The following is a 23,102-nucleotide window of genomic DNA, read 5'->3' as shown; positions in this document are numbered from 1 at the left end:
TAGCGGAGGGGTTCCACGCGTACCCATCCCGAACACGACCGTTAAGCCCTCCAGCGCCGATGGTACTTGGACCGAAGGGTCCTGGGAGAGTAGGACGCTGCCAAGCGAAGGACCACTGTTGATGAAAATCGACAGTGGTTTTTTTATTAGCACATACGGGAACGACGGATCCGGTTGCTGCGATTTCAATGAACCGACCAGTAAAGAAACCAAGGGCAGATTCCTGCTCTTGGTTTCTTTGATCCAGCGGACGGAGCTTCTTCATATTTAACTCTTCATATTTAACTGTTCACTACCGGCGAGCGTTTGCGAAGGCCGAGAGCGGTGATGCCGATCCCGAGAAGGGAAGCGGCAATCGGTACGATCATCGCTGTGCGGTAGCCGTCGAGCATCGCTTGCGGGGAATTGTCCAAACCTGTAGCGCCAATCTGCACAGCGGTCACGACCGCCAAACCGAGTGCGGCGCCAAACTGGAAGGAGGTATTCAATAAACCGCTGGCGAGGCCCTGTTCTTCTTCCGCTATTCCGTCCGTAGCGGCGATGGTTAAAGGTCCGTAAGTCAGCGAAAAGGCGAGGCCCGTCAGGATCATCGTCGGGAACATCGCTGCATAGGTCCAGTCCAAACCGATGGGAAGAAAAAGGACGTAGGCTAACGCAGCGAGGCAGAACCCGCCGAAAATCACCGGAATATTGCCGAAACGGTTTACCAGCTTGGGGGTCAGCGTAGGTGCTAGTATGGAATCGACACCGACGGCGAGCAGGGCAAGCCCCGTTTCAAGGGATGACCAGCCGCGCAGTTCTTGGAGGTAGAGTACCGTCACGAATTGGAACCCGAAAAAGGAGCCGGCAAATAACATGGCACCCAGGTTTGCCCGTACGAGCGAGCTGGCTGAAAAAATGCCAAGGCGTACCAAAGGGGATGCCGAGCGTCGCTCAATCGTTGCGAAGAGACCAAAAAGCAGAACACTGCAGGCTAATATTCCGGTGGTCCAGCTCCAGCCCAGATTGGAAGATTCCACGACACCATAAACCAGAAGCAGCATGGCTGCCGTGACGCTGATTGCCCCGGCCAGATCGAAGCCTTTGGAGGATGCCTCCGGCCGACCGGAGGCCGGTATGAGGCGAATCGCGGCTAGAAGAATCACGAACGCCAATAAAACCGGTCCAAAGAAAACCCACCGCCAGCTGATCTCACTTAAGATACCTCCGACCACAAGACCGAGTGAAAACCCTGCGGCTGCCGTCCCGGCATAAACGAGCAATGCCTTGTTGCGTGCAGTTCCCTCCGCAAAGCTCGTCGTGATGATGGATAAGCCGGCCGGAGTCATGAACGCAGCGCTAATGCCTGTAACAAACCGGGCGGTGATCAGCATCCAGCCTTCGGTCGATAGTCCGCCTAGCCCGGAGAACGCAAAGAAAACCGTGAGCCATACCAGAAACATTTTTTTTCGCCCGAACAGGTCGGATGCCCGGCCTCCGAGCAGCATGAAGCCGCCATACCCCAGTACATAGGCGCTGACTACCCATTGCAGCGAACCGGTCGACATGCCCAGTTCAGCACGGATCGCGGGCAGAGCCACGCCCATCATCGACACGTCGATCCCTTCCAGAAAAATGGCGCCGCACAAAACGAACAATAAGCCCCAGGAAAGCTTGCCGGAACTTTGAAATGTTTGACCGTTTGCCTTCATTCGATATGTCCTCCTCATTATGAATAATCATCCATTCCGGAACCGGCTGGATTAGGTCTGCCGATTTCCTTATTGGCACAAGGAGATTATGTATCATATAATCGAGGAACAGAAGTACGCACTTTTTTGTGTCATTTTCACCAAAAGGTAATATAGGAACCAAAAAGTACCTATTTGGATCGGGGGAAGACATGCCATGAAAACGAGTATGCCGCAAGCTTTTAATATACCTATAGAAGCGACCCTGGAGGTCATCGGGGGAAAATGGAAAACGCTTATTTTATGCCATTTAACCTATGGAGCGAAACGAACGGGCGAGCTGAAAAAGTTGACCCCGGGCATCACGCAGAAAATGCTGACTCAGCAGCTTAGGGAGTTGGAAGAGGATGGGGTCATCATCCGGACGGTATACAACCAGGTCCCGCCGAAAGTCGTGTACGAACTGAGCGAGCTGGGTCAATCCCTCCGGCCGGTCATCGATGTGATGTGCGAATGGGGAGAGCGGTACATCCAGGGATCAACCGAGAACCAGGCAAGCTTAAACATGTGACGTAAGCCGCTGATTTACGAGTTGCAGAGCGATCGCAGCTGTCCTTTTTTTACCATTGGGCAAGTAGAGACTAAGCTATAAATCATGCTATATGAGCGCGTCTCGTACAAGAAATCCACCCCAAAAAGGTTGTTTTAGTTCGTTCAAATGATTAAACTAACGGATAACAGCAGGCTCAAGAAAATCGATAAGACGAAGTGGGGGAAACCGAAATGAAGACGATCAAGAGCATGATGGACCACCTGTACTGGGCGGACGGACGCATTTTGGACGCGCTTGAGGAAAGCGGGACGAAGAACAAGGAACTTCTGAAGCTGGTTCGGCACGTCGCGGTCGCGGAACGGGTCTGGTTGTCCCGCTTGCAGGGCAATGGCAGCGCTCAATATTCGTTGTGGGAGGATGCGGAAGACCTGGCGGCGATCCGGAGGATGTTCGAAGAAAACGCCGAGGAATATCGCGTCTATATCGAGGGGCTCGAGGAATCCGGGTTGGACGAGATGATCGACTATGCGAATCAGAGCGGGGATCCGTTCCGAACATCCGTCCGGGACATCCTGTTGCAGGTCCTCTTGCATGGGCAATATCACCGGGGACAGATCAACCGGGCCCTTCGGATGGAATCGGCAGAGCCTGTCCAAGTCGATTACATCACGTTCGCGAGGCTCTAACCGGCCAAAGATCACCATGACCCACGGTATGGGGTTAGCATTGAATGAACGGGAAACGTTCGTACCAATAAGCAACAACATACACAGGCGTACAAACCTTCAATCTCTTGCCGAGGTGGCAGCTGCTGCCGGTCTGTCGAAAACCCGTCATAGGGGAGGCAGTGGATTCGCCGGGCGGATAGCCGGCTCCACAATCCTATACCCTCGTGAGTCCTGCATCCGTTCCTCCCTTTGATGAACAACGACCAAGGCGTCCCCCAAATCCTGCAATACAGAACTACTTCGTTTCCTTCCCGTTTCGGCTGATCAGCCCCCGCAGGCGCTTCATGACAGACTGAATTTCGGCATCGGTCAACAAATAATACGTATTCACGCTCCAGGTCTCCCTGTTTTTCAAATGAAAAATCAGCGCAGGAAGTTTCGGAAGCAGCCACTTCCGAATGGAAGGGCCGCTGTAGCTGATGCTTGCAATCTCCGCCCAGGCAACGGTCCGCGTACCGTCTGAAACGGAATTTTGATCGTAGGTCAGCAGCTGCGTGTTTGATTTGAGCGCCTTTGGCAAGCTGACAACCAAATACCCTCCAAAAAACGGAATCCCTATAATGGCCGATGTGATACAAAAGAACTTACGAACAATTGAGGTATCCATAAAAAAAGCCGCATACAGCAGAAACAGGCAGGCCAGCACAAACAGTAAGCTGCCGAGCGTTTTGGCCCATGCCACAAATTTTCGATAAGATATCGCGTTCATGATCCAGCGCCTTCCTGAAATGATTTGAATATTCCGTTCATCCGGCGGGTTCCCTTTTCGACGACTTTTAGCTGCGCCATCACCGGCAAAGGCTCCAACCATCGCCTACTTTGAATTGTACCGTTTTGGATCAAATGAAGGAAGCGCCCGCAGTGCGGTGAAGGAGTGTTTCTGCTCATTCCTTGAAGCACGGCTATTTTTTTCTTAGAAATAAAAAAGGAGCGGGGAGATATCACCCAACCGCTCCGATAAACGATATATAAACTTGTATTAATGGTGATGATGGGCATGTGCATCCGGTGCGCCCGCTTTTACGTTACATAAAACAGATTCGTCGTGTCCATGTTTTTCCGATTCGATTTGTAGAGTAGAGTGGGGAATATGTTTATGCTCCAGCATATGCTGGATTTTTTGCAAAAGGGCGTCGACCTCATAAACCGTTCTGTTCCCGTCGACCACAATATGGGCCGTGAGCATGTTTAAGTTGCTCGTGATGGTCCATATATGCACATCATGCACGGCCTTCACGCCTTCAAACTGCGAAATGGCTTGCACAACTTCCTCTACATCAATGTTACGCGGCGTTCCTTCCATAAGTACATGCAGGGAAGATTTGCTGACATAGTAACCACTCCGGAGAACGAGTACTGCGACGATGACACTGGCAACCGGGTCTGCCCATCCCCAGCCGAAAAACATCATCAGCAGAGCGGCAATAATGGCCCCGATCGATCCGAGCATATCACTGATTACGTGCAGGTAAGCGCCTCTCATGTTCAGGTTGTGCTCCGTATCGCTGCCACGCATCATGATCCACGCAACCAGTATATTCATGAGCAGGCCGATGGAACTAATGACCAGCATTCCCACGGTAGCGACTTCCGGCGGGTTCACAAATCGGTCGATCGCTTCGTAAAAAATGTATAAGGCAATCACAATCAGGGTAACGCCGTTTAGCATCGCAGCCAATATTTCAAATCTCCGGTAACCAAACGTGTTTCCCTTATCGACCGCTTTTTCTCCAAACTTAAACGCAAGTAAAGCGATCGCTAACGCAAGAGAGTCCGACAGCATATGACCGGCATCCGATAGCAGGGCAAGACTATTCGTAAAAAATCCCCCAAATGCCTCGACCAGCATATAAGCGGTAATGATGATAAAAGAGAACAGCAACACTTTTTTGTTGTTTTGTCCATGTCCGTGACTATGATCATGGGCGTGATTGTGATCATGTCCTGCCATACCTATACCTACTTCCTATATGGTTGTTTCATATGAACAGTTGCTCATATGTTCTATTGATGTTAATTATATGTGGATAGCCAAAACACGTCAAGGGCAAATCGGTACAAATATAAAAGCCACATCCTCAATGCGAAAGTGGCTTGTTAGGTCAATGTATTGGAAAAGCGGGGGCGTTGATGCAGCCTAGACGACGGCTTAGGCAACATCTGAAAGGATATCCTTAATCAAGATCCGGGGAAATGCGATGTTCATGCTCCTGGCGCAAGACTTCGTCGAAGAGATTCCCGTTTGGTTGGGTCTGCTGTTGTGGCAGCTTCAATTGCAGCTGTGCCAACACCTGTTCGAACTCCCCGATCGTTACCGGTTTGGCATGCCGCATCAATTCATAACCGATTTGGCCGCTCATTTCGATGGTAGCGGTCTTGACGTCGGCAAAAGAGGAGATTCCCTTCGCTCGCAATTTTGCCTCCAATTGATCGGCGGATAAGCGCAGCTTTTTCAAGTTTTGCGGTATAATCTTTCCATCCTGAATGACAAGCGTTGCTTTGCCCATAAACCATCTCTCGACCCAATCCAATTTTATCGCCAGTACTTGAACCGTAATCAAAAGCGCCACGAAAATGCACAAGGTTACGATGGTTTTCCATAATCCGTGCCCGGAAATAGCGTGCCCGATCATAGAGGCCATAGCCAGCAGGGTAATGATTTCGAGACCCGTCATTTCCGCTGCCGTTTTTTTGCCCAATATGCGCAGCAAACAGAATCCCACGAACAGCACGGCCAAAGCTTCCCAGATAAAACTAAGGTTCATTTGGGCCCCTCCCATACCAGATGGATGTATTGGGTCATTTTACTTTCATAATCAGGGATTCATCCACTTCTTCAATCCGGCTTCGCCCGGATATAGCCAGCTGCAGTTCGGTTTCCGCCATAAGATGTTTGATCACTTCTTCTACTCCGGTTTGTCCCGCAACGGCTAACGCGTAAGCATACGGGCGTCCGACCAAAACGGCCGTGGCCCCAAGAGCGATCGCTTTTAAGATATCCGCCCCTCTGCGAATGCCGCTGTCCATAATAATCGGGATTTTGCCCTGTATCGATTCGCTGATCGAAGGCAAGGCATCCAACGTTGCCACGGCTCCATCAAGCTGTCGTCCTCCATGGTTTGAAACGATGATGCCGTCGACGCCATGTTCTAAGGCCAGCAGGGCATCGTCCGGATGCGTAATTCCTTTAATCAGCAAAGGCAGACGGGTTTGTTCCCGAATATATTCAAGCTCTTTCCAAGTAAAACAGGTGTTATTCCCTTCCTCCAGAGCCTTCAAGGCGGCCTCCTTCACGTTTTTATCGGGAGATTCCTTGAGTTGCGAACAAAAGACGGGATCGGAAAAATAATTGCCCATTCCTTGTCCCGTAAGGAAAGGCAAGTAGGCATTCCTGAGATCGGTTTCGCGCCATCCAAGAAGGGTCGAATCCACCGTGACGACGATGGCCTTGAATCCGGCCGCCTCCGCACGTTTCAGAAAGCTTTTTGTCAGCTCATGATCTTTGGGAGGATAGAGTTGGAACCATCTAACGGCGTCTCCCATTGCTTCGGCTACCTCCTCCATGGAGACGCTGGAAACGTTGCTAAGGATATAAGGAACGCCCAGTTTCGCCGCGGCTTTGGCAGGTGCCAGTTCGCCATCGGGATGAAGAATCGTATTGACCCCGATCGGTGCCAATAGAAAGGGAACCGGGAATCGGTCGCCGAAAATCGATACCGAAAGATCACGCTTGGAAATATCGCTGCAAACGCGAGGCCGGATCCGGTATTTTTGGAAGGCATCCACATTGCCGCGATGCGTATCTCCGGCTCCTGCCGCTCCATAAACGTAGCCGAACGGGGCAGCAGCAAGAACTTCTTTGGCTCGGTTTTCCCATTCGTCGAACGATACCGGTAAAAGCTTCGCAGCCTCGTCGCCGCATTGGTAGATATCCATTTGTATCGTTTCGCTCTGAAATGCCATTCATATACCTCCACATTTTCTGAAAAATTCCGCTTCATCGATTCTTAGCTTGGACAAATGGCAGGAAGGTTAGTCAACATAAATGGATTTTTCTCTCCTTGCTTTAACCACAGTGAACGGCGAACGAAAGTCTAAGGGGAGGGGCAGAAGGGTTCGTTTTTTTCGTCTGTTGCACAAAAAAAGCCTTGGCTTCAGGCCAAGGCTTTTTCTCCTGCTCCTTACGCATGATCGATAGCTGTACCCGCACCCGTCTTTGCCTCTGAGTTACCCGGACTGAGCGAGAGCGTACCATCATCGACCCGGTTACTGCGTTTCAGGATAATATATCGTCATGCTTGCCCGCACCAAGGAATCCCCAGTATTACGGTAAGAATGGGATCGGTCCGCTTTGAATCTGATCGAATCGCCACGCTTGATCGTAAATTTCGATTGGTTCACTTCGATGGTCATTTCGCCGTCAAAAACGGTGATGTATTCTTCCGTGCCTTCAATATGCGGATCGGCGTGATGGTACCCGCCTGGTTCGATTTCGATAAAATAAAGCTCAAACCGCTGATCCTCATGATAAGGAAAGCAGGGGTACACTCTATATTTTCCGTCGTCTTCCGACAATACGTTGATTTCATCCCGGAGCACGATTTTGGTTTCAGGCTGAGGCTCATGGATCAATGAAGTAAAAGATACCTTCAAACCCGTCGCTATTTTCCAAATGGTCGTGATGGTCGGGCTCGATTCCCCTCTTTCGATTTGTCCGATCATCGTTTTGCTGACTCCCGTTAATTCGGATACTTTATCCAGGCTTAGTTTTTTGCGCTCACGGATGTCCTTTACATTTTTGGCGATGACGAGATGAATTTCTTCGGCCATAGAAATACGCTCCTCGAGGGTTGTTTTAAGAAAAGTATAACATACGATCCAAAAACAAATGGAGGAGAAAAGGGGAGCATCCTGTTCCAACCTACATTTACAATATAGCGTTCATCTTGTATCATTATAGGCGTTATAAAGCACAAAATAGATTATATAACGTCAAATAAAAGGAGGGAGAGGGATGCTGTTATCGTCGATGCTGCTGTACGCGTTTATTTCGAGTTTTACGCCCGGTCCCAATAACATCATGGCCATGTATCTGGCGCAAAAGCATGGTTTTCGCAAAACCTTTAAATTTTGTCTCGGCGTGGGGACCGGTTTTTGGGCGATCCTTTTGTTATGCTGTTATTTCGATCTGTGGCTGAAGGATGTCATTCCTAAAATCGAGTATTGGATGTCGATCATCGGTTCCGTGTACATGGTATATCTGGCCCTGAAGATCATTCGGAGCAAAGACGAAAACGCTGTCGGGGAGCGGGAGGGGGAACAACGTTTTTTTACAGGCATGCTGCTGCAGTTCATCAACCCCAAAGTCATATTGTTCGGTTTATCGGTCGTTTCGGTATTTATTGTTCCGTATTGCCGTTCAACCGCCAGCCTTTGGCTGTATTCGATTCTTCTCGGTTGCATCGGATTTGCGGGGACATTAAGCTGGAGTTTGTTCGGGGCCGTTTTTAGCAGGTTTCTGTCGAAGCATAGTAGACCATTTCGCCTGCTGATGTTTCTGTTATTGATATACTGCGCCTACACGATTCTTAAATATTAAAAAACTCAGAAAAAGGACGGCTCCTCTGCGGCGAAACGCTGCAAGGACCGTCCTTTAACCGCTCATGCCGATTTAACTTTCAGGCACGAGTCCAGCCTATTCGAGATACATTTTTTTCAGCTTGGCCTGCTCGGCTGCGCTCAGACCGATTCCCTTTTCCAAGAAGCCTTGGATGGAGCCGTATTTTTTGGCCATTTCGTCGAAAGCGGCGTTCATGTATTCCGGGCGAACGTCCATCAGCGCCTGGATGATCCCGATGGCGTTTTCGTCCTTCAGTTGGAACTGTTTCACCATGGCATCCACGGCTGCTTTGTTGTACGCTGCGCGGTATTGGTTGCTGAGCAGAAAATCCTGCATGACCGTTTCCTTCGGAACGCCAAGCGCGAGGAGTATGAGCGCCGAGCCGAGTCCGGTACGATCTTTGCCGGCGGTGCAATGCTGAACGAAAGCGGTTGCGTCAGGGTCCAGCATCATGTCAAAAAGCTTCGCGTAAGCTTCAGGGTGGTCCACCATGTCCCGGTTTGCCGCGATCAGCACGTCGCCGGGTTTGCCCATTTTGTCAAATTCGCCTGCAGCCATATATGCGAAAATATCGGTTCCGCTGCCGGATTGCCCAAAAACCGGATTCCGGACGTAGGCAACGCCTTGGATGGCGGGATCGGGCTTTTGCTTCACTTCATCGTCGGTGCGGTAATCGATGATCGTTTTCAGTCCGCTTTTCTGAAGAAAAGTAATGTCGGCTTTGGTCAAGCCGGCCAGCTCGTCCGAACGGAACAGCTTGCCCCATTGGACGGTTTTGCCGTCCGCCGTTCGGTAACCGCCAAGATCACGGAAGTTCGTCGCGCCCTGGAGGGGGAGCAGACGTTCAGCGGTTTTGATTTCGGAGCCGTTGCCGCCCTTGATTTTAAAATATACCCGGCTTCCCGGATTCGGGTCGGCCGTATGCAAGCCGCCATAAGAAGCATAGGTGCGCGCGAGTTCTTTCCAGCCTCCGTCGGGTTTGGTGCTCCAATACACTTTGACCGGGCCAAGGTCGGCCGACGTTTTCCAATGAATCGTAAGGGCTCCGTTTTTTGCTCTCTCGACGGTCGCTCCCGTAAAAGCACCCTGCTTCGCCGGATGCCGGACAGCCGCCGTATTTTTATGGGGAACCGCACCGGCCTCGGCCATGGCAGCGCCCAGCGGCGATACGGTCAAAAAAGAATGCAGCGCCCAGAAGCGCCGTTTTTTTCATCATTGCCATCATGTCGCCCTTTATTTAAATGAACTCCAAGATGTCCTTTCTATCATGAGGGATGCGTGTTTGTCCTTCGTCAAGCCTGCGTAAACCGAACGTAAAAGTTTGCTTGATTCCATGCTGATTAGGCGGGAAAAAGTCTTTCATCACCTGCTTGAGCCTTACGCGGCGTCATGGTGTATATTGAAGTTGCCGGTAAAATTGGTTCGCGCGAAACGAGGGGATGATCATTACAAGCCAAAAAAGTTGGAAGGTCGGCGAATTGGCCAACCTGACGGGGTTAACCATTCGAACCTTGCGGTATTATGATCAGATCGGTTTGTATTCGCCGTCCGGATATTCCGATGCGGGATACAGGCTGTATAACGAATCGGACCTATCCCGATTGCAGCAAATCCTGGCTTTGAAGGATCTGGGTTTGTCGCTCGACGAGATCAAATCGATCCTGGCCGATGAGGGCTACAACCCGCATGAAGTCGTCATGCTTCAAATCGATCGGTTGAAGGAAAACATCCGGATCCAACAAAAGCTTTTAAAGGAATTGCAGAACGCCTCGAGCCTGATGGCGAAAGATGAACCGTTAACGGTTGAGGATTTTACGAAAATGCTGAGCATGATGAAAAAAAGCCATGAAAAGTTTTTTGCCGAACGTCGGACGAGTATGGAGAACCATTTCGACAAGTTGGGCGACTTTCTTGGGGGAATTTCGATGGAAGAAAACGAAAGGGAGGAATGATGGTGAGCAAACATTTTGCAACGCATGATACTTTTGTGATTGAAAGAAACTACGGGGCCGCGCCGGCGCGGGTATTCGCCGCCTGGTCCGATCCCGCAGCCAAAAGCAAATGGTTCCCAAAGGCGGAAGCGTTCGAATTCCGCGTGGGAGGACGGGAGTTCAATCGCGGGGGCCCTCCCGGAGGCCCGGTATATACCTTTGATGCCTGCTATCAAGAAATCGTGCCGAACGAGCGGATCGTTTATTCGTATACGATGGACCAAGGGGACGTTAGGATATCGGTATCGGTAACTACGGTGGAATTCAAAGAAACCGAGCAGGGAACGAAGCTGATTTACACGGAGCAGGGCGTTTTCCTCGACGGCCATGATACGGCGGCCCAGCGCGAGCACGGAACGAAAATCATGCTGGACAAATTGGGCGAAGAACTGCCGGACATGTTCGAACCCGAGAAAACCCAATGAGGAACCTCCATGCGCAGGCGGGCGCGCGGGAATGGACCGGACTGGGCGTATTGGTCCTGACGAGCCTGCTGGTCTCCAGCGATATCTTTGTACTAGCTTTGGCGCTGCCTGATCTGAGCGCAGATCTGGGGGCCGACAGCACCCAGCAGTTGTGGATCATGGACATATACGGGTTTATGTTGACGGGATTTTTGATCACGATGGGAACTTTGGGAGACCGTATCGGACGACGCAAGGTGCTCATGATGGGAGCGGCCGTGTTTGGCATCGCTTCCGTCGGCGCCGCGTTTGCCGCAAGTCCGGGGATGCTGATTGCCGCCCGCGCCATACTCGGAATAGCCGGGGCCACGCTCGTACCCTCAACGTTGGCGCTGATCAGCCATATGTTCCATGACCCCAAGCAGCGGGGTTTGGCCATCAGCATATGGATGGCCGGGTGCATGGGCGGCGCGGCCATCGGTCCCGTGGTTGGCGGAATGATGCTGGAAAACTTCTGGTGGGGTTCCGTATTTCTGATCGGGGTCCCCGTCATGGTGCTTTTGCTTGTGCTTGGCCCGGTGCTGTTGCCCGAATACCGCGACCAAGGCGCAGGTCGGCTGGATCTGCTTAGCGTCGGCTTGTCCCTTGCCGCCCTCGGACTGAACATGAGCCAAGTTAGCTTGCACGATTCGGGCGGTAAACATGAATGCTACAGCGGAGCGCCTCTCTGCCCGAAAGTTGCCACCCCCCTTCACGTTTGGATATGATCTTATAGATCCGTGTTTTTGCTGTCTGAAAAAGGGGAGGGGAAGACCAATGGATCTGCAATTCGCCGAACGACGGGTTAGGGAATGGGCAAGGGAACATTCGCATCGGCTTGGACTGAAAGGGTCGAACATCGAGGCGAAATATATGTGGAACCCCGGAGGATTCGTCAACCAGTCCTACCGGTTATCCGATGGGGAAACATGGAGGCATGTCAAATTCGTCCGGGAGGATCGCACCTCGCATCTTCAACAATGGGCAAAAATCAGCGAACACCTGACGGAACATTACAATGCGCCCCGGCTTGTCCAAGAGGTGACGGAACTTGTTTTGCCCGGATTCAGCTATGGTTTGGCATTCGAATACATTGCTGGAAAACCGCTGAGCTCCGCTTCCGATTCTTTGCCGGTCGTCGGAAAGGTGCTGCGGGCATTAAAGGAATTGCACCAGGATGAGCAGCTCCAAACGATGCTCGCGGATAGGCAGGCTGCCCCTACTTATGCCGAAGCATTTGCAGAGGAATACATTACAAGGTTCGAGGAAGACTTGGAAGGGATTCTCGCGGATAGGCATCTGCTGGATTTTGTCGAAGATCGCACGCTGGATTGGTTTCGCGCTGAGATTGAGACATTAAAGGAAATGGCGCGCCAGATGCCTTGTTTCCAACGCCAGGCGGCGGATGTCGTGCATAATGACCTGAATTGGCAAAATATTTTGTCAAACGATCAGCATCGCTTCTGGATGATTGACTGGGATGACCTGACGGTAACAGGGGATGCCGCGATGGACTATTCGGTATTTTTATGGCCGTTGTATCCGACAGGAAAAAGAGCGGCAGATCTGGAAGGAGCGCATCATTCGCGAAGCGGGGGCGGATACGTTCGAGCGGATGGAGCTATATTTTAGGGCAAAGTTTTTTGATGATGTCATTGACGTCCTTGCCGATTACGTCGAAGCGGAAGGCATGCCGGAGGTGAAGGAAGAGACCCGGCAACGAGCCAGGGACATCCATCTTCGGGCGTACCCGGAATATGTAAGGCTTTATGGTTGATAGTTAGATGGTGTAGGGGTGCAGTTCACCTTCGGTGTGTTTTGCTTAGTAGTTTAACTTTGCCGCCGTGGGTTTCTGCTGCTTGTTGTCGTTGGAGTCTTTGCCGTTGCCGCGGCAAAGGCTCTTTTCAGCGTATGTCGACAAGCTGTTTCTTTATACTTCAATTCTATCACTTGTCATAATGGGCATTTTGTAGGATTTTATACAAGAAGCTAGAATTAACCAATATTTAGGTGTTACAATTAAAGAAATGAAATTAAAGAAATAAAAAGTATATTTATGCTCATTTATTCTCGGATTGCATGACATTAGAGCACAGTACATAGTGAGTTCATTCAGTTGATGATAAGCTGGCCAGCTGTCATATATAAATTCCTAAAATATTGAACCATGTAAGATATTTCAGGGAGGATGAATCCGATGGTAAAACATTCAAAAAAGTTTATTGCAGCCACTTCTTTTTGTGCTCTCCTCTTGGGAGGAGTAGCGCACGCCGCTTCTAATCAGTTTGCAGATGCAACGTTGCAAACCGGTGCGTCCACAGCTTCAAGTAGTTATATTAATGGGAATGACCAAGGGGAATATGGAGGCTACCTTACTGTACAGAGAGGAAGAATGAAAATTGCGGCAAAAAGAGTTGTAGCCTATTGGCCAGACCCCTCCATATCTTATTTTACAACGAATACAACATCACTCCAAAGCGCCAGTATTGGTATGACTCCCGACACGGATTTATACTATGTCGAACTGAGCCCGGAATTAAATGCACCAACGGGTTGGGGTTATATACAAAATTATTAATTTTTATAGTGAAGAGGCTGTCAACATCCCATTGGCAGCCTCTTCACTAAAATTTTCGGCCAGATAGATTTGGTTACATAACTACATACCAAGTGGTGATTCATAATGCGGACTTTATTTGCGATGATGAACATGGAATTTAAACAATACCGAAGAGGGGTATTGATTTGGATTGCAATAGCTTTATTAACGGTTTATTTGCCTATCGGATATTATCACTTTTTAAACGATTTGATGCAGGTAGGGCAATTTCTGCAATCCTCAGGGTATATTGGTATGGCCTCCGCGCTGTTCGGTCTTTTCTTTGGCATACTCATCTCCAGACGAGAACAAGAGGCCGGCATGGCCGAGTGTTTAGCATCGGCACCGGGCAGCGCACTTAGAAATCTATCGAAATTGCTGGCCTGGGGCGCGATCTGTTTTATTCTGATGGCCATAGCGTCGATTGAAGTCATGCTTATGATCTGGTTCAGCGGCAGCGAATACTTGAGCTTTGCGTATAAAGTGATCCTATACATCTTTCTGTACTGGGGGATGACCCTATTTTCATGTGGAGTGTTGGGATTTGCAATCGGGGAACTGCTGGGTCAATCCTGGTGGAAGCTCCCGCTTGTTCTTCTCGTCTGGTTTGCCATTAGCCCGTTTAATATGCTATTCAGCCGTTATATTCCGGTAAATGTATTGTCATGGTTAAATCAAGGGGAACAGGATCTTGGAAGCGCCTATAACGGGGTTGAAGGACTATATTTAGCCTATTCGTTTATAGCGAAAAAAACCGCATTTCTAGCGGTTTGTCTTACGCTGGCATTCGCCTCGGTTTTGATTAGGCAAGAACGGGAGCCTTCACTAAAAGAAAAAAGAACGTTAGCTGCAGCCGTTGCAGGTTGTCTTATTATCTTTGCTATATTCGTTGCTGAGGCGAAAAGTCCGCTGAGTGCATACAAAGCGCCGTTAAACAATTATATGGACTTGTATCTGAGCCAAGATGGGGAATATTATTCAGCCAATGGAAGCAGCAAAACAGAAATGAGTCCTCCTGCTTTCGAAGTCGACCGCTACGATTTAGATATAAAGCATACGCTCAACCTCATTAATTATAACGCCCAAATGAGGGTAAGTCATGTCGCCCCAAGCCTTACAAGCTTACGTTTTACTTTATATCATAACTTAGAGGTTAAACAGGCCGAAGTTGATGGGAAGCCTGCCCGCTGGAAAAGAGATGGCGACTGGTTGTACGTGGATTGGCCTGAAGGGAAGGTAGAAGGAGATGTATCTTTCCACATCAAGGGATCGGCAGGAGCCAACAATCCAATCAGCGAAACTTCCTTTTTCATGAGTTCCGCCTTTCCTTGGTACCCGGTGCCTGGAACATGGATTGTTGCTGAAAAATTCGATTTATTTTATGAACCGCAATATAACCATATTGCGCTGTCCAAACCAGCCTCTTTCCATATATCCATACATGCTAACGAGCGTACCTATAGCAATTTGCCCAAACAAGCGGACGGAACATTTGCCGGGCAATCATCCGGAGCGACGGTTTTGTCGGGGATGCTAATGGACAAAAACGTCGGCGGCTATCAGATTGTTGGCCCGCCTGACCGTATAGATGAAGTGGGTTCGGCCATTGAGAAAGTAGAGCAGACCAAAAATCATCTTTCAAGCCTGCTTGGGATCAAGGCGCCGGATATGCCGAAACAAATCATGGTCGTTCCTTCGTTTTCCTTTTTCCCGAATTACTATATGCAACTTGGCGAGGATGAACTGTTTGTGAATGAATTAATAACGAGAAATCCTTATACGGTTGAAAATATAGCAAGGATGGAGTCGGTGTTTCAGGCATTTTTCTGGTCTAATCGTTATCGGATCAACGACGAGCAGAATTCGTATATTTTCCGCATGATTCTTGAATATATGGAGAGTCCGAATAAAAAAGGCACAACGCTGTCACATCAGGTACGGGAAATCGAGCGGCAAGGCGATCGAGCGCCGGCCACGGCTTATTTGGCTCGTGATATCCTTCAATTTTATAATAATCAAGGCGAGAAAGGACTGAAAAGATTGGTAAGAGCTGCTTACCAACTGTCGGATGCCCGAACATTAGACTTCAGCGACTGGAAAAAATTAATGGATCGTTCGTATTAGGAGGAGCAACATGGACCGATTAGTGATAGATCATGTATCCAAGCATTTTGGCAAGACGGCAGCGCTGCAATCGGTATCCTTGCAAATAGGTCATGGGTTATTTGGATTGCTGGGTCCTAACGGTGCAGGAAAGACGACTTTCATGAGAGTGCTGGCGACTCTGCTCGCACCTGATTCCGGCAGCATGAGGTATAAAGATATCCAATGGGGGAAGCAACCGGAACGGGTTAGAAATATACTTGGCTATCTCCCGCAAAATTTTAATGTGTTTAAAAATATTTCAGGATATGAATGTTTAGATTATATAGGTGTCCTGAAAGGGCTTCGCGACAAAAAACAGCGCCGTGCCCAGATCGAAACGTTGCTGGAAAGGGTTAATCTTACAGCGGAAGCCCATAAAAAGACAGGCCATTATTCAGGGGGCATGAAGCGGAGACTGGGCATTGCCCAGGCGCTGTTGGGTAACCCGGAAATCATCATTGTGGACGAGCCTACAGCGGGGCTGGACCCGGAAGAAAGGATCCGATTCCGCAATGTATTACGGGAGGTTGCTGCTGGACGTATTATCGTCTTGTCTACTCACATCGTGGAAGATATCGAAGCTACATGCTCTTCTGTCGCCGTAATCAAAAAAGGCATAGCAACGCAGTTCGACTCTTTGAGCAAGCTGGCTCAAGAGGCAGCGGGTCATGTATGGCTTTGGAAAGTCCGTCCTGAACAGGCTGTCGACCTGCAGTCCAAGGTTAATGTCATCAGCTCGACGACGACGGAGGACCATGTGGAATTAAGGGTATTAGCGAAGGAGTCCCCCAGCAGAGAAGCAATTCCTGTAAGCCCTACATTAGAGGAAGGATATTTGATATGGAATCAAAGGTAAAAATGCCGTCCTTACGTCTGGATATCCGCAATATGGGCGGGTTATTTTATTTACCATTCATCATGATGCTCATATCAGCTGCATACGTAACAATCCATTACTCTGGATATAATGATAACCAAAACATGCTGAAGTATATCCGTCATGATTTTGGCGTACTGTCGATTCCATTGGTAAGCATCTGGATCATCGGTCTGTTTCAAGACTTTGTGGAGACGAAAGGGAAGGAAGCGATTCTGGCACTTCCCTATAGCTCCACTCATAGCGGAATCATGAGAGTTTTACGAATGAGCTTGTTGTATGTAGTTATTTTCTTCATATTGTTTGTATTTCTTGTGATCCGGTTGCTTCCCGGTCATCAGCTAATTTTGCTTAGCGATATATGTTTGCCGGTTCTGTCGGTGCTATACTTCGCAGCACTTTCTTTTTTGCTCATGATGATCGTCAAAAACTCGATTGTTTGTTATATCATCATCGGAGTATATTCCATTTTCCTTTATATGACGCGCGGGGCTTTTACTTTCGGACTGTATCCGTTTCAGTGGTGTTTTCCCCAACCCAACTTTGACGAATTGCGCTGTACCGTGATCCTATTGATTGCTTCGGTTATCGGTTTGTATATTTCCCAAAAGATTTTTCAGAATAAGGAGTTTTTATTGAAGTAATCCTTCGTATGTACTTGCCATGCACGGGTTCGGCTAATCGAGATTCATTTTTTTCAGCTTGTCCCTGCTCGGGTGCACTCAGGCCAAATCTAAAAAAACCTCCAGACAAAAAGCCTGGAGGTTATTCGTGCATAAACATTCAGGTTTTGCAGCCAAGTCTGGGATTACATAATGATCAGGGTTACCTTGCCGTTCAGGAAGGAAACGAAATCGTAGCTTGCATAACCCCAGGTTTCAATGGTGCTGCCTTGTACCTTTTGGATATCTTTGGCGATCGGCGCTCCCCACGAAAGGAGAACTTGCTCCTTGGTCATGCCCAGCGCCACGTTTCCTGCTTTGATCTGCTTCCAGGTGGAGGCGGACCATTTATATTTTTTGTATGGATCGTAGTTCAAAAAGTAACTGGAATCGGTCAACGTCTTGATGACTTCGGAGGAACTCATGGAATCGCTTTTGAGCGTTTTTCCCGCAGGCGTTTTGAAGACGATGACGAAGCTTCCGGTATCGGTAGGAAGAACGTCGGCGACGGTCACCTTCGAGAATCGCTCCCAGCCTTCGAAGTCGTTCACCCAGTAGGATTTTCCGATGAATTTGGCCAAGCTGCCCTGCATCGCTTTTTTGATCAGGCCCGCGGTTTCCGTTGAAACGACGGTCATCTTGGCGCTGCCGAAGCTGATGTCCGCCTGTTTCCACTTCGAGTCCCAGCTTACCTTCGCTCCCAGCGTGTCGGCCAACAAGGAAGCGGGGATGTACGTTTCTCCTTTTTCGGTAAACGGAGCGGCTTTAAGCTGGACGTCCTTGCCTCCGAATTGCGCTGCTAAACTGCCGACTTTGAACGACAGGGAAGCATCCCCGAACGCCACGTTCCATCCGTCGCCCGAAGGGGTTGCGGTTCCGCCCAAGGCTTTGGATACGGTCTTTACCGGAAGGAAGACGGTGCCGTTCACCTGCTTGGCGAATTTCAACGAATCGCGGAGACTGGCGGATACGGTCACGCTCGCGGACACGCCGCCCGATGTCACCGTCAGTTTCGTTTGGCCCACGCCCGCCGTTTTGAGCTTGCCGTCGGCCTGCTGCTTGAGCAGGTACGGCTTGTCCATCTCGAGCTTGGCTTCGCTCACCGGGACTTTGATTTTGGCCCCGTTCGTATACGTTTCCTGGATATGGACTTCGACGGCATCGCCGACGAAAGGCTCCCGGTCGGAAAGCGAGACGGAGACCGCCTTGACCGTCGGTACATCGATCGGTTTGATTTCATCATCCTTGCTGAACACCCATGTTCCGTCGCTGCGTTGGGCGTAAATGCCCTCGGAAAGCTTGTCCGCATACGCGTCCACCGCGGTTTTTACGACATTGCTCAAGCCTTGAACCTGATGCGTAAGTTTCCAGCGGTTGGAATATTCCCCGGTTAACCAAACGGATCCGTCTTTCCGGGTGACGATAAGCACGTCGGTGGGATCGGCAGATACATACGTGATGTGGACCGCATCCTGCGCGACGGTGACCGGAATGATTTTTCCGTTGTCGTCAAAATTTGAGCCTTCGTACAGGACGACTTCGCCGCTGTTGAACAGCAGGGCGACGCGGTCGTCGTGCACCGCCATGGACTTGACCGAGGAAGGATCGGCGACGGTACCGAATTTTTTGTAAGTATCCTGCTTGCGCGAATCTTCGAATAATAGGTCCCCGTTTTGGGCCAGCGCCGCGAAATCTTTTTCCCCATATGCGATTTGCACGATGCCGCTGAGGTTTTTCAGCTTCTTGTTGCCGATCCAAACCGTTCCGTCCGACTTCAGCCAGTAGGAGCCCGATACCTGCTTGACTCCCGCCGCGCCTTCCACCGGATGGGGGGCCAGCCCCGTGTCCCATTCCACCAGGCGCCCGTCCTTCGTGATTCCCAGTCCGTCGTATAGATCCCCGGAAATGGTCTCAATGTTTCCTTTGGTATGGAGGACACGCGTTCCTTCAATCTGCATGACGGTCGTCCACATGGAACCGTCGCTCATCAAATACGTGTTTTTTCCCGCGATGTCTTTGATTTGAAGCTGTTCTTCGCCGGCGGCAGAGGCTTCATGGGCACCGAAGGCCGGGCTTAAGCCGAGCGCGAAGGCGCCTAAAGCCATGACCAATAATGACTTTTTCCAGTTCAAGTTCATAACCCCTCTTTTGTGTTCGATTTTGTTTTACAAATCCTTATTCCATTCGACACCATGGGAAATTTATCCTCCAAAGTGGACGCAAAAAAATACGCCGTTTTACGGCGTATTTTGGCATAACCTCGAGTCTGGTTTGTTCATGACGGCCGGCAGCAACGGCCCGGATGTTTTCGAACCCGTCCCGAAACGACGGGCTGGGGGAGGATGACGCGATAGTCGATGATATTGCCGTAACGGTCGGTTTGGATCTCGCAGCAGCTGTTCATCAATTCCCGGACCATGTCCCTGCCGCGTTGGACTCTGGATTTGGCGCCCGAATAAGAAAGGCCGAGGCGCTCGCTAAGCTCCTTTTGGGACACTCCCTTCAGTTCGGATAACTCCACGGCTTCCCGGTATTTATCGGGCAAATAACAAAATACGCCCTTCATGCCGGCAATGGCTTCTTCCGAATAATCCTCGGTCGCTGACAGCTCTGGACCGGGCATATGGTCAGGCAATTCGTCGGTCGGCTTTTCCTTGCGGAAATGGTCCGCGATCGCGTTGCGCGCAATCTGAAACAGCCAAGCCCGGAGTTTGGTTTCGTCCTGAAGCTGCGGCAAATGGCGATAGGCTTTCATAAACACCGTTTGCACAATATCTTCAGCATCCGGATGGCGATTCGTTTTCTGTTTGACGTAGCCGGAAATCGGGCCGTGATATTGTTCCCACAGCAGTTCCGGCGTGATTGATTCTGCCGTGCCGGCCGGGCTTTTGGTTTCCATGCGATGGGTCATATGTCCACCCCTTTATCCATCGGGAAATTTTTTTGTATGAATCGCTTATTTTTTGCGTCTTTTGATTTTGGCCTCCGTCTCCATCAATATAAAACAAATTTTGGAGGGAATAATGATGAAATATAACTTGCTTGGAAATACGGGCGTGCTGATTTCGGAGATCGGGCTGGGGGCCATGACATTCGGCGGCGGGGAGCAATGGGGCGTCTTCGGCTCGCTCGGCGAAAAGGAGGCTTCCGTGCTCGTCGGGCAGGCGCTGGAAGCGGGCGTCAATTTTTTTGATACGTCGAATATTTATGCCGGCGGTCGATCCGAAGAGATCCTCGGCAAAGCGCTCGGCAAAAAACGTCAGGACGTGATTATCGCCACCAAGGTGAGGGGACGTACGGGAAGCGGCCCGAACGATATCGGCCTATCCCGCCTTCATATCATGCGCCAAGTGGAGGAGAGCCTGAAACGCCTCGGGACCGATTATATCGACCTGTACCAAATCCACAATCCGGACCAGTTGACCGATTGGGAGGATACGCTGCGGGCCTTGGACGATTTGGTGCGCAGCGGCAAAGTGCGCTACATCGGCGCTTCCAATATGACGGGGTGGGAAACGATGAAAACGCGCGGCATTTCCCGGCAGCTTGGCCTTCATGAATTCAAGAGCAGCCAATTGTACTACTCGCTGGCCGGCCGGGAAATCGAAAGGGAAATCATTCCCGTCCTGAAGGATCAGAACATGGGGCTATTGGTCTGGAGTCCGCTGGCGGGCGGATTCCTGTCGGGCAAATACTCCCGCAGCCGCCAGGGGGGGCGGGGACGATCGGCATACCAAAATGATGTTTCCGCCGGTCGACCTGGACAAATCCTATCGCATCATCGACGTGCTGGAGGAAATTGCGAAAGAGCGGGAATCCACCGTTGCCCGGATCGCTTTGGCCTGGGTGCTCCATCAGCCTGCGGTGACCAGCGTCATCGTCGGCGCGAAGCGGCCGGATCAGCTTCAAGACAATCTTGCGGCCAGCGACATCGAGTTGACGCCGGACGAATTGGCCCGCCTCGACGAAGTCAGCAAGCTGCCTGCCGAATATTTGACTTGGCCGTTTATGGAAGAGGATGAATCGATTATTCGGAAGCATCCATGAAGAATAAGATTTTTTCCAATGTGATCGTTCCCGTAACTTTTGTTTGAAAATATAGCGCCCGCACCACCCGCCTTTATAAATTCTTTAGAAGCGCCCGTTACGATGATGGAGTGAAAACCAATCGATAAGGAGGAAAAACAATGAAAACATTCAAGCGATTGACGGGCATGGTCGCAGCGGGGCTGGCCATTGCCGTGGCGCTTTCGCCGGTTGGCGCGTTCGCGGAGGCTGGCCATGGTGCGGGAACGAAGGCGAACATTCGGGAGATCAAATCCCTGACTTCGGAGGACTATAAAGATTTGGCTTTTCTAAAGCCGATATTAAAGGATAAAACCGTCGTCAGCCTGGGCGAGAACTTTCACCGGGTCGCGGAATACAGCAGCATGAAAACGAGGCTGATCAAATATTTGCACGAAGAGCTCGGTTTTGACGTCATTGCCTTCGAGTCGGGGTTAGGCGATTCTTTTATGACCTATGAAAACGCAGGGACGCTTTCGTCCAAAGAAATGATGGAGCGCTCGATTTTTCCGGTCTGGCATTCCAAAGAAACGCTGGCGTTGTTCGATTACATCAAACAGCAGCGCAGCAAGGGCAAACCGCTGTACCTTGCCGGTTACGACATGCAGTTCACGTCCGCCTATTTGACGCAGTGGATCGCGGAGTGGATTGCCGAGGTGGATCCGCAGCGGGGCCGGGATTATTTCCAATTCGAGCTGCAGGCGATGACCGATTACTATAAAGTCATAAACGAATACGGCCTCGATAACGGCAACAACCCAAAGGCCAAGCAGGAAATCCAAAAGGTAAAGGATCAGTACGAACCCCAATACAAGGCATTGATCCAGTTCATCAAAGAGAACAAAAAACAGCTTGCGGCCGCCTATCCGAAAAATCCGCGAATCGCCGACGTCGCCGTCAAAACGCTGGAAGACCGCATCAAGTTCATCGAAATGGGATTGTACGACACGAAAGAAAGCTACGAATTCAGGGACCGGATCATGGCGGACAACGTCGAGTGGTTAACGAAAGTGATGTACCCCGGGAAAAAAGTGATTTTGTGGGCGCATAACGACCATCTTGCGAAAAACACGTCGAAAATGAGCGTCAAAGAGCAGGGGAAATGGATCAACAGCTTTACGAGCATGGGAGAGCTGCTTCACCAAAAGCTGAAGGACAAGGAATACGTCATCGGCCTGTACATGAACAGCGGCAGGGCCAGCACGATTACGACGCAGAAGATTTTCCAGATCAAGCCGATGCCGAAAGGAAGCTTGGAGCAGCTGATGATGGGAAGCGGGTATAAGATCGCCTTCGCCGATCTATCCAAGCACCAAACGCCGAACAAAAACAATGCCTGGATGTTCAAGCCCATCTATGCCGCGGAGGACGGCATGACATCCGAGATCATCGAACCGATGGCGATGAGGTTTGTGCCGAAGGAGCAATACGACGGCATTATCGTCTTCGATAAAGTCAAGGAACCGACGACGAAATATTAATCCGATCGATGCCGGAATCAAGGTGCGAGAAGAATGCTTATGCATCGGACAAACGCCCGAAAAGGGCAGAGCAGGATGCTTCGCCGAGAGGAACAGCAAAAACCAGTCTCCATTCCGAACGGATGGGGGACTGGTTTTTCTGTACGCCCAGCATGGGCGTCATCTCTAGGGTGAAAGTCCCGAACGGGGGCTGGCGAGCGCCTACCGTTAGCCAAGGGCAAGGGTGTCTGCCGCGAGGCAGAATCCGAAGGAAGCCGGAGGCAAAAGC

At 50.3% G+C, this 23,102-nt stretch carries 22 protein-coding genes, 1 rRNA gene and 1 pseudogene; 15 read left to right on the top strand and 9 right to left on the bottom strand.

Going from position 1 to position 23,102, the window contains the following annotated elements:
- A 5S ribosomal RNA gene (gene rrf / locus KI367_RS25045) occupies positions 1–106 on the top strand; the annotation flags it as partial.
- Positions 107–281: 175 nt separating this feature from the next.
- On the opposite strand, the gene KI367_RS25040 is transcribed toward rrf, so the two are convergent.
- On the bottom strand, positions 282–1,691 hold the full coding sequence (locus KI367_RS25040; RefSeq protein WP_212952758.1) for an MFS transporter: 1,410 nt from the start codon (positions 1,689–1,691) through the stop codon (positions 282–284).
- Positions 1,692–1,887: 196 nt separating this feature from the next.
- Between KI367_RS25040 and KI367_RS25035 the strand changes: the two genes are divergently transcribed.
- Together KI367_RS25035 and KI367_RS25030 are read left to right on the top strand one after the other, a co-directional pair.
- Positions 1,888–2,241, top strand: a complete 354-nt coding sequence (locus KI367_RS25035; protein WP_036715371.1) for a winged helix-turn-helix transcriptional regulator — start codon at positions 1,888–1,890, stop codon at positions 2,239–2,241.
- Positions 2,242–2,453: 212 nt separating this feature from the next.
- Positions 2,454–2,909 carry a DinB family protein gene (locus KI367_RS25030; RefSeq protein WP_212952755.1) on the top strand — a complete coding sequence of 152 codons (456 nt, stop codon included), beginning with the start codon at positions 2,454–2,456 and terminating at the stop codon, positions 2,907–2,909.
- Between the two features lie 277 nt (positions 2,910–3,186).
- On the opposite strand, the gene KI367_RS25025 is transcribed toward KI367_RS25030, so the two are convergent.
- From KI367_RS25025 to KI367_RS25005, 5 genes are all read right to left on the bottom strand, one after another.
- Positions 3,187–3,660, bottom strand: a complete 474-nt coding sequence (locus tag KI367_RS25025; protein ID WP_036715373.1) for a DUF5381 family protein — start codon at positions 3,658–3,660, stop codon at positions 3,187–3,189.
- A gap of 270 nt (positions 3,661–3,930) precedes the next feature.
- Positions 3,931–4,902 carry a cation diffusion facilitator family transporter gene (locus tag KI367_RS25020; protein ID WP_212952752.1) on the bottom strand — a complete coding sequence of 324 codons (972 nt, stop codon included), beginning with the start codon at positions 4,900–4,902 and terminating at the stop codon, positions 3,931–3,933.
- 223 nt (positions 4,903–5,125) lie between these two features.
- Positions 5,126–5,716 (bottom strand): DUF421 domain-containing protein, encoded by a 591-nt coding sequence (locus tag KI367_RS25015; protein WP_212952749.1) that lies wholly within the window; start codon positions 5,714–5,716, stop codon positions 5,126–5,128.
- A 34-nt stretch (positions 5,717–5,750) separates the two neighbouring features.
- The gene (locus KI367_RS25010; RefSeq protein ID WP_212952746.1) at positions 5,751–6,914 is read right to left on the bottom strand and encodes an alpha-hydroxy-acid oxidizing protein; all 1,164 of its coding nucleotides are present in this window, start codon (positions 6,912–6,914) and stop codon (positions 5,751–5,753) included.
- Positions 6,915–7,217: 303 nt separating this feature from the next.
- Positions 7,218–7,781 (bottom strand): helix-turn-helix domain-containing protein, encoded by a 564-nt coding sequence (locus KI367_RS25005; RefSeq protein WP_036715375.1) that lies wholly within the window; start codon positions 7,779–7,781, stop codon positions 7,218–7,220.
- A 184-nt stretch (positions 7,782–7,965) separates the two neighbouring features.
- Between KI367_RS25005 and KI367_RS25000 the strand changes: the two genes are divergently transcribed.
- Positions 7,966–8,550, top strand: a complete 585-nt coding sequence (locus KI367_RS25000; RefSeq protein WP_197070082.1) for a LysE family transporter — start codon at positions 7,966–7,968, stop codon at positions 8,548–8,550.
- 96 nt (positions 8,551–8,646) lie between these two features.
- Here KI367_RS25000 and KI367_RS24995 read toward each other — a convergent pair whose 3' ends face one another.
- A complete protein-coding gene (locus KI367_RS24995; protein WP_212952743.1) occupies positions 8,647–9,747 on the bottom strand; it encodes a tyrosine-protein phosphatase in 1,101 nt (366 codons plus the stop codon).
- A 263-nt stretch (positions 9,748–10,010) separates the two neighbouring features.
- Here KI367_RS24995 and KI367_RS24990 point away from each other — a divergent pair, with 263 nt between their 5' ends.
- The 8 genes from KI367_RS24990 to KI367_RS24955 all read left to right on the top strand — a co-directional run bounded on the left by KI367_RS24990 (position 10,011) and on the right by KI367_RS24955 (position 17,270).
- On the top strand, positions 10,011–10,523 hold the full coding sequence (locus KI367_RS24990; RefSeq protein ID WP_036715378.1) for a MerR family transcriptional regulator: 513 nt from the start codon (positions 10,011–10,013) through the stop codon (positions 10,521–10,523).
- A 2-nt stretch (positions 10,524–10,525) separates the two neighbouring features.
- Positions 10,526–10,987: an SRPBCC family protein gene (locus KI367_RS24985; protein ID WP_036715379.1), complete on the top strand. Its 462-nt coding sequence runs from the start codon at positions 10,526–10,528 to the stop codon at positions 10,985–10,987.
- Positions 10,984–11,733 (top strand): MFS transporter, encoded by a 750-nt coding sequence (locus KI367_RS24980; RefSeq protein WP_081992840.1) that lies wholly within the window; start codon positions 10,984–10,986, stop codon positions 11,731–11,733. The genes KI367_RS24985 and KI367_RS24980 overlap by 4 nt, the downstream gene beginning before the upstream one ends.
- Positions 11,734–11,782: 49 nt before the next feature.
- Complete coding sequence (locus tag KI367_RS24975; RefSeq protein ID WP_212952740.1) at positions 11,783–12,637, top strand: phosphotransferase; 855 nt, start codon at positions 11,783–11,785, stop codon at positions 12,635–12,637.
- 565 nt (positions 12,638–13,202) lie between these two features.
- Complete coding sequence (locus KI367_RS24970) at positions 13,203–13,583, top strand: hypothetical protein (protein ID WP_212952737.1); 381 nt, start codon at positions 13,203–13,205, stop codon at positions 13,581–13,583.
- Between the two features lie 132 nt (positions 13,584–13,715).
- Entirely contained in the window at positions 13,716–15,728 is a 2,013-nt protein-coding gene (locus KI367_RS24965) for an ABC transporter permease (protein WP_156124763.1), read from the top strand.
- Positions 15,729–15,738: 10 nt separating this feature from the next.
- A complete protein-coding gene (locus KI367_RS24960) occupies positions 15,739–16,605 on the top strand; it encodes an ABC transporter ATP-binding protein (protein ID WP_036715615.1) in 867 nt (288 codons plus the stop codon).
- Entirely contained in the window at positions 16,590–17,270 is a 681-nt protein-coding gene (locus KI367_RS24955) for a hypothetical protein (RefSeq protein WP_036715614.1), read from the top strand. The genes KI367_RS24960 and KI367_RS24955 overlap by 16 nt, the downstream gene beginning before the upstream one ends.
- A gap of 164 nt (positions 17,271–17,434) precedes the next feature.
- Here KI367_RS24955 and KI367_RS24950 read toward each other — a convergent pair whose 3' ends face one another.
- The gene (locus KI367_RS24950) at positions 17,435–19,420 is read right to left on the bottom strand and encodes a copper amine oxidase N-terminal domain-containing protein (protein ID WP_246537291.1); all 1,986 of its coding nucleotides are present in this window, start codon (positions 19,418–19,420) and stop codon (positions 17,435–17,437) included.
- Between the two features lie 143 nt (positions 19,421–19,563).
- A complete protein-coding gene (sigZ, locus tag KI367_RS24945) occupies positions 19,564–20,199 on the bottom strand; it encodes an RNA polymerase sigma factor SigZ (protein WP_052147457.1) in 636 nt (211 codons plus the stop codon).
- A gap of 112 nt (positions 20,200–20,311) precedes the next feature.
- Between sigZ and KI367_RS27885 the strand changes: the two are divergent.
- The 3 genes and pseudogenes from KI367_RS27885 to KI367_RS24935 form a co-directional block, all read left to right on the top strand.
- Positions 20,312–20,962: pseudogene (locus KI367_RS27885) on the top strand (aldo/keto reductase); the annotation flags it as partial.
- Positions 20,963–21,026: 64 nt separating this feature from the next.
- Positions 21,027–21,335: an aldo/keto reductase gene (locus tag KI367_RS27880; protein ID WP_505861115.1), complete on the top strand. Its 309-nt coding sequence runs from the start codon at positions 21,027–21,029 to the stop codon at positions 21,333–21,335.
- Positions 21,336–21,475: 140 nt separating this feature from the next.
- A complete protein-coding gene (locus KI367_RS24935; RefSeq protein ID WP_036715612.1) occupies positions 21,476–22,834 on the top strand; it encodes an erythromycin esterase family protein in 1,359 nt (452 codons plus the stop codon).
- Positions 22,835–23,102: the final 268 nt, after the last annotated feature.

Origin of the sequence: Paenibacillus cookii (assembly GCF_018333375.1) — a bacterium.
Taxonomy (GTDB): Bacteria; Bacillota; Bacilli; order Paenibacillales; family Paenibacillaceae; genus Paenibacillus_AQ; species Paenibacillus_AQ cookii.
This window is presented reverse-complemented; position numbering and strand designations above follow the sequence as displayed.

Coding starts and splice junctions, on each gene's coding strand:
- KI367_RS25040 (WP_212952758.1), bottom strand. CDS start 1,691: ATGAAGGCAAACGGTCAAACATTTCAAAGTTCCGGCAAGCTTTCCTGG.
- KI367_RS25035 (WP_036715371.1), top strand. CDS start 1,888: ATGAAAACGAGTATGCCGCAAGCTTTTAATATACCTATAGAAGCGACC.
- KI367_RS25030 (WP_212952755.1), top strand. CDS start 2,454: ATGAAGACGATCAAGAGCATGATGGACCACCTGTACTGGGCGGACGGA.
- KI367_RS25025 (WP_036715373.1), bottom strand. CDS start 3,660: ATGAACGCGATATCTTATCGAAAATTTGTGGCATGGGCCAAAACGCTC.
- KI367_RS25020 (WP_212952752.1), bottom strand. CDS start 4,902: ATGGCAGGACATGATCACAATCACGCCCATGATCATAGTCACGGACAT.
- KI367_RS25015 (WP_212952749.1), bottom strand. CDS start 5,716: ATGAACCTTAGTTTTATCTGGGAAGCTTTGGCCGTGCTGTTCGTGGGA.
- KI367_RS25010 (WP_212952746.1), bottom strand. CDS start 6,914: ATGGCATTTCAGAGCGAAACGATACAAATGGATATCTACCAATGCGGC.
- KI367_RS25005 (WP_036715375.1), bottom strand. CDS start 7,781: ATGGCCGAAGAAATTCATCTCGTCATCGCCAAAAATGTAAAGGACATC.
- KI367_RS25000 (WP_197070082.1), top strand. CDS start 7,966: ATGCTGTTATCGTCGATGCTGCTGTACGCGTTTATTTCGAGTTTTACG.
- KI367_RS24990 (WP_036715378.1), top strand. CDS start 10,011: ATGATCATTACAAGCCAAAAAAGTTGGAAGGTCGGCGAATTGGCCAAC.
- KI367_RS24980 (WP_081992840.1), top strand. CDS start 10,984: ATGAGGAACCTCCATGCGCAGGCGGGCGCGCGGGAATGGACCGGACTG.
- KI367_RS24975 (WP_212952740.1), top strand. CDS start 11,783: ATGGATCTGCAATTCGCCGAACGACGGGTTAGGGAATGGGCAAGGGAA.
- KI367_RS24970 (WP_212952737.1), top strand. CDS start 13,203: ATGGTAAAACATTCAAAAAAGTTTATTGCAGCCACTTCTTTTTGTGCT.
- KI367_RS24965 (WP_156124763.1), top strand. CDS start 13,716: ATGGAATTTAAACAATACCGAAGAGGGGTATTGATTTGGATTGCAATA.
- KI367_RS24960 (WP_036715615.1), top strand. CDS start 15,739: ATGGACCGATTAGTGATAGATCATGTATCCAAGCATTTTGGCAAGACG.
- KI367_RS24955 (WP_036715614.1), top strand. CDS start 16,590: ATGGAATCAAAGGTAAAAATGCCGTCCTTACGTCTGGATATCCGCAAT.
- sigZ (WP_052147457.1), bottom strand. CDS start 20,199: ATGACCCATCGCATGGAAACCAAAAGCCCGGCCGGCACGGCAGAATCA.
- KI367_RS27880 (WP_505861115.1), top strand. CDS start 21,027: ATGATGTTTCCGCCGGTCGACCTGGACAAATCCTATCGCATCATCGAC.
- KI367_RS24935 (WP_036715612.1), top strand. CDS start 21,476: ATGAAAACATTCAAGCGATTGACGGGCATGGTCGCAGCGGGGCTGGCC.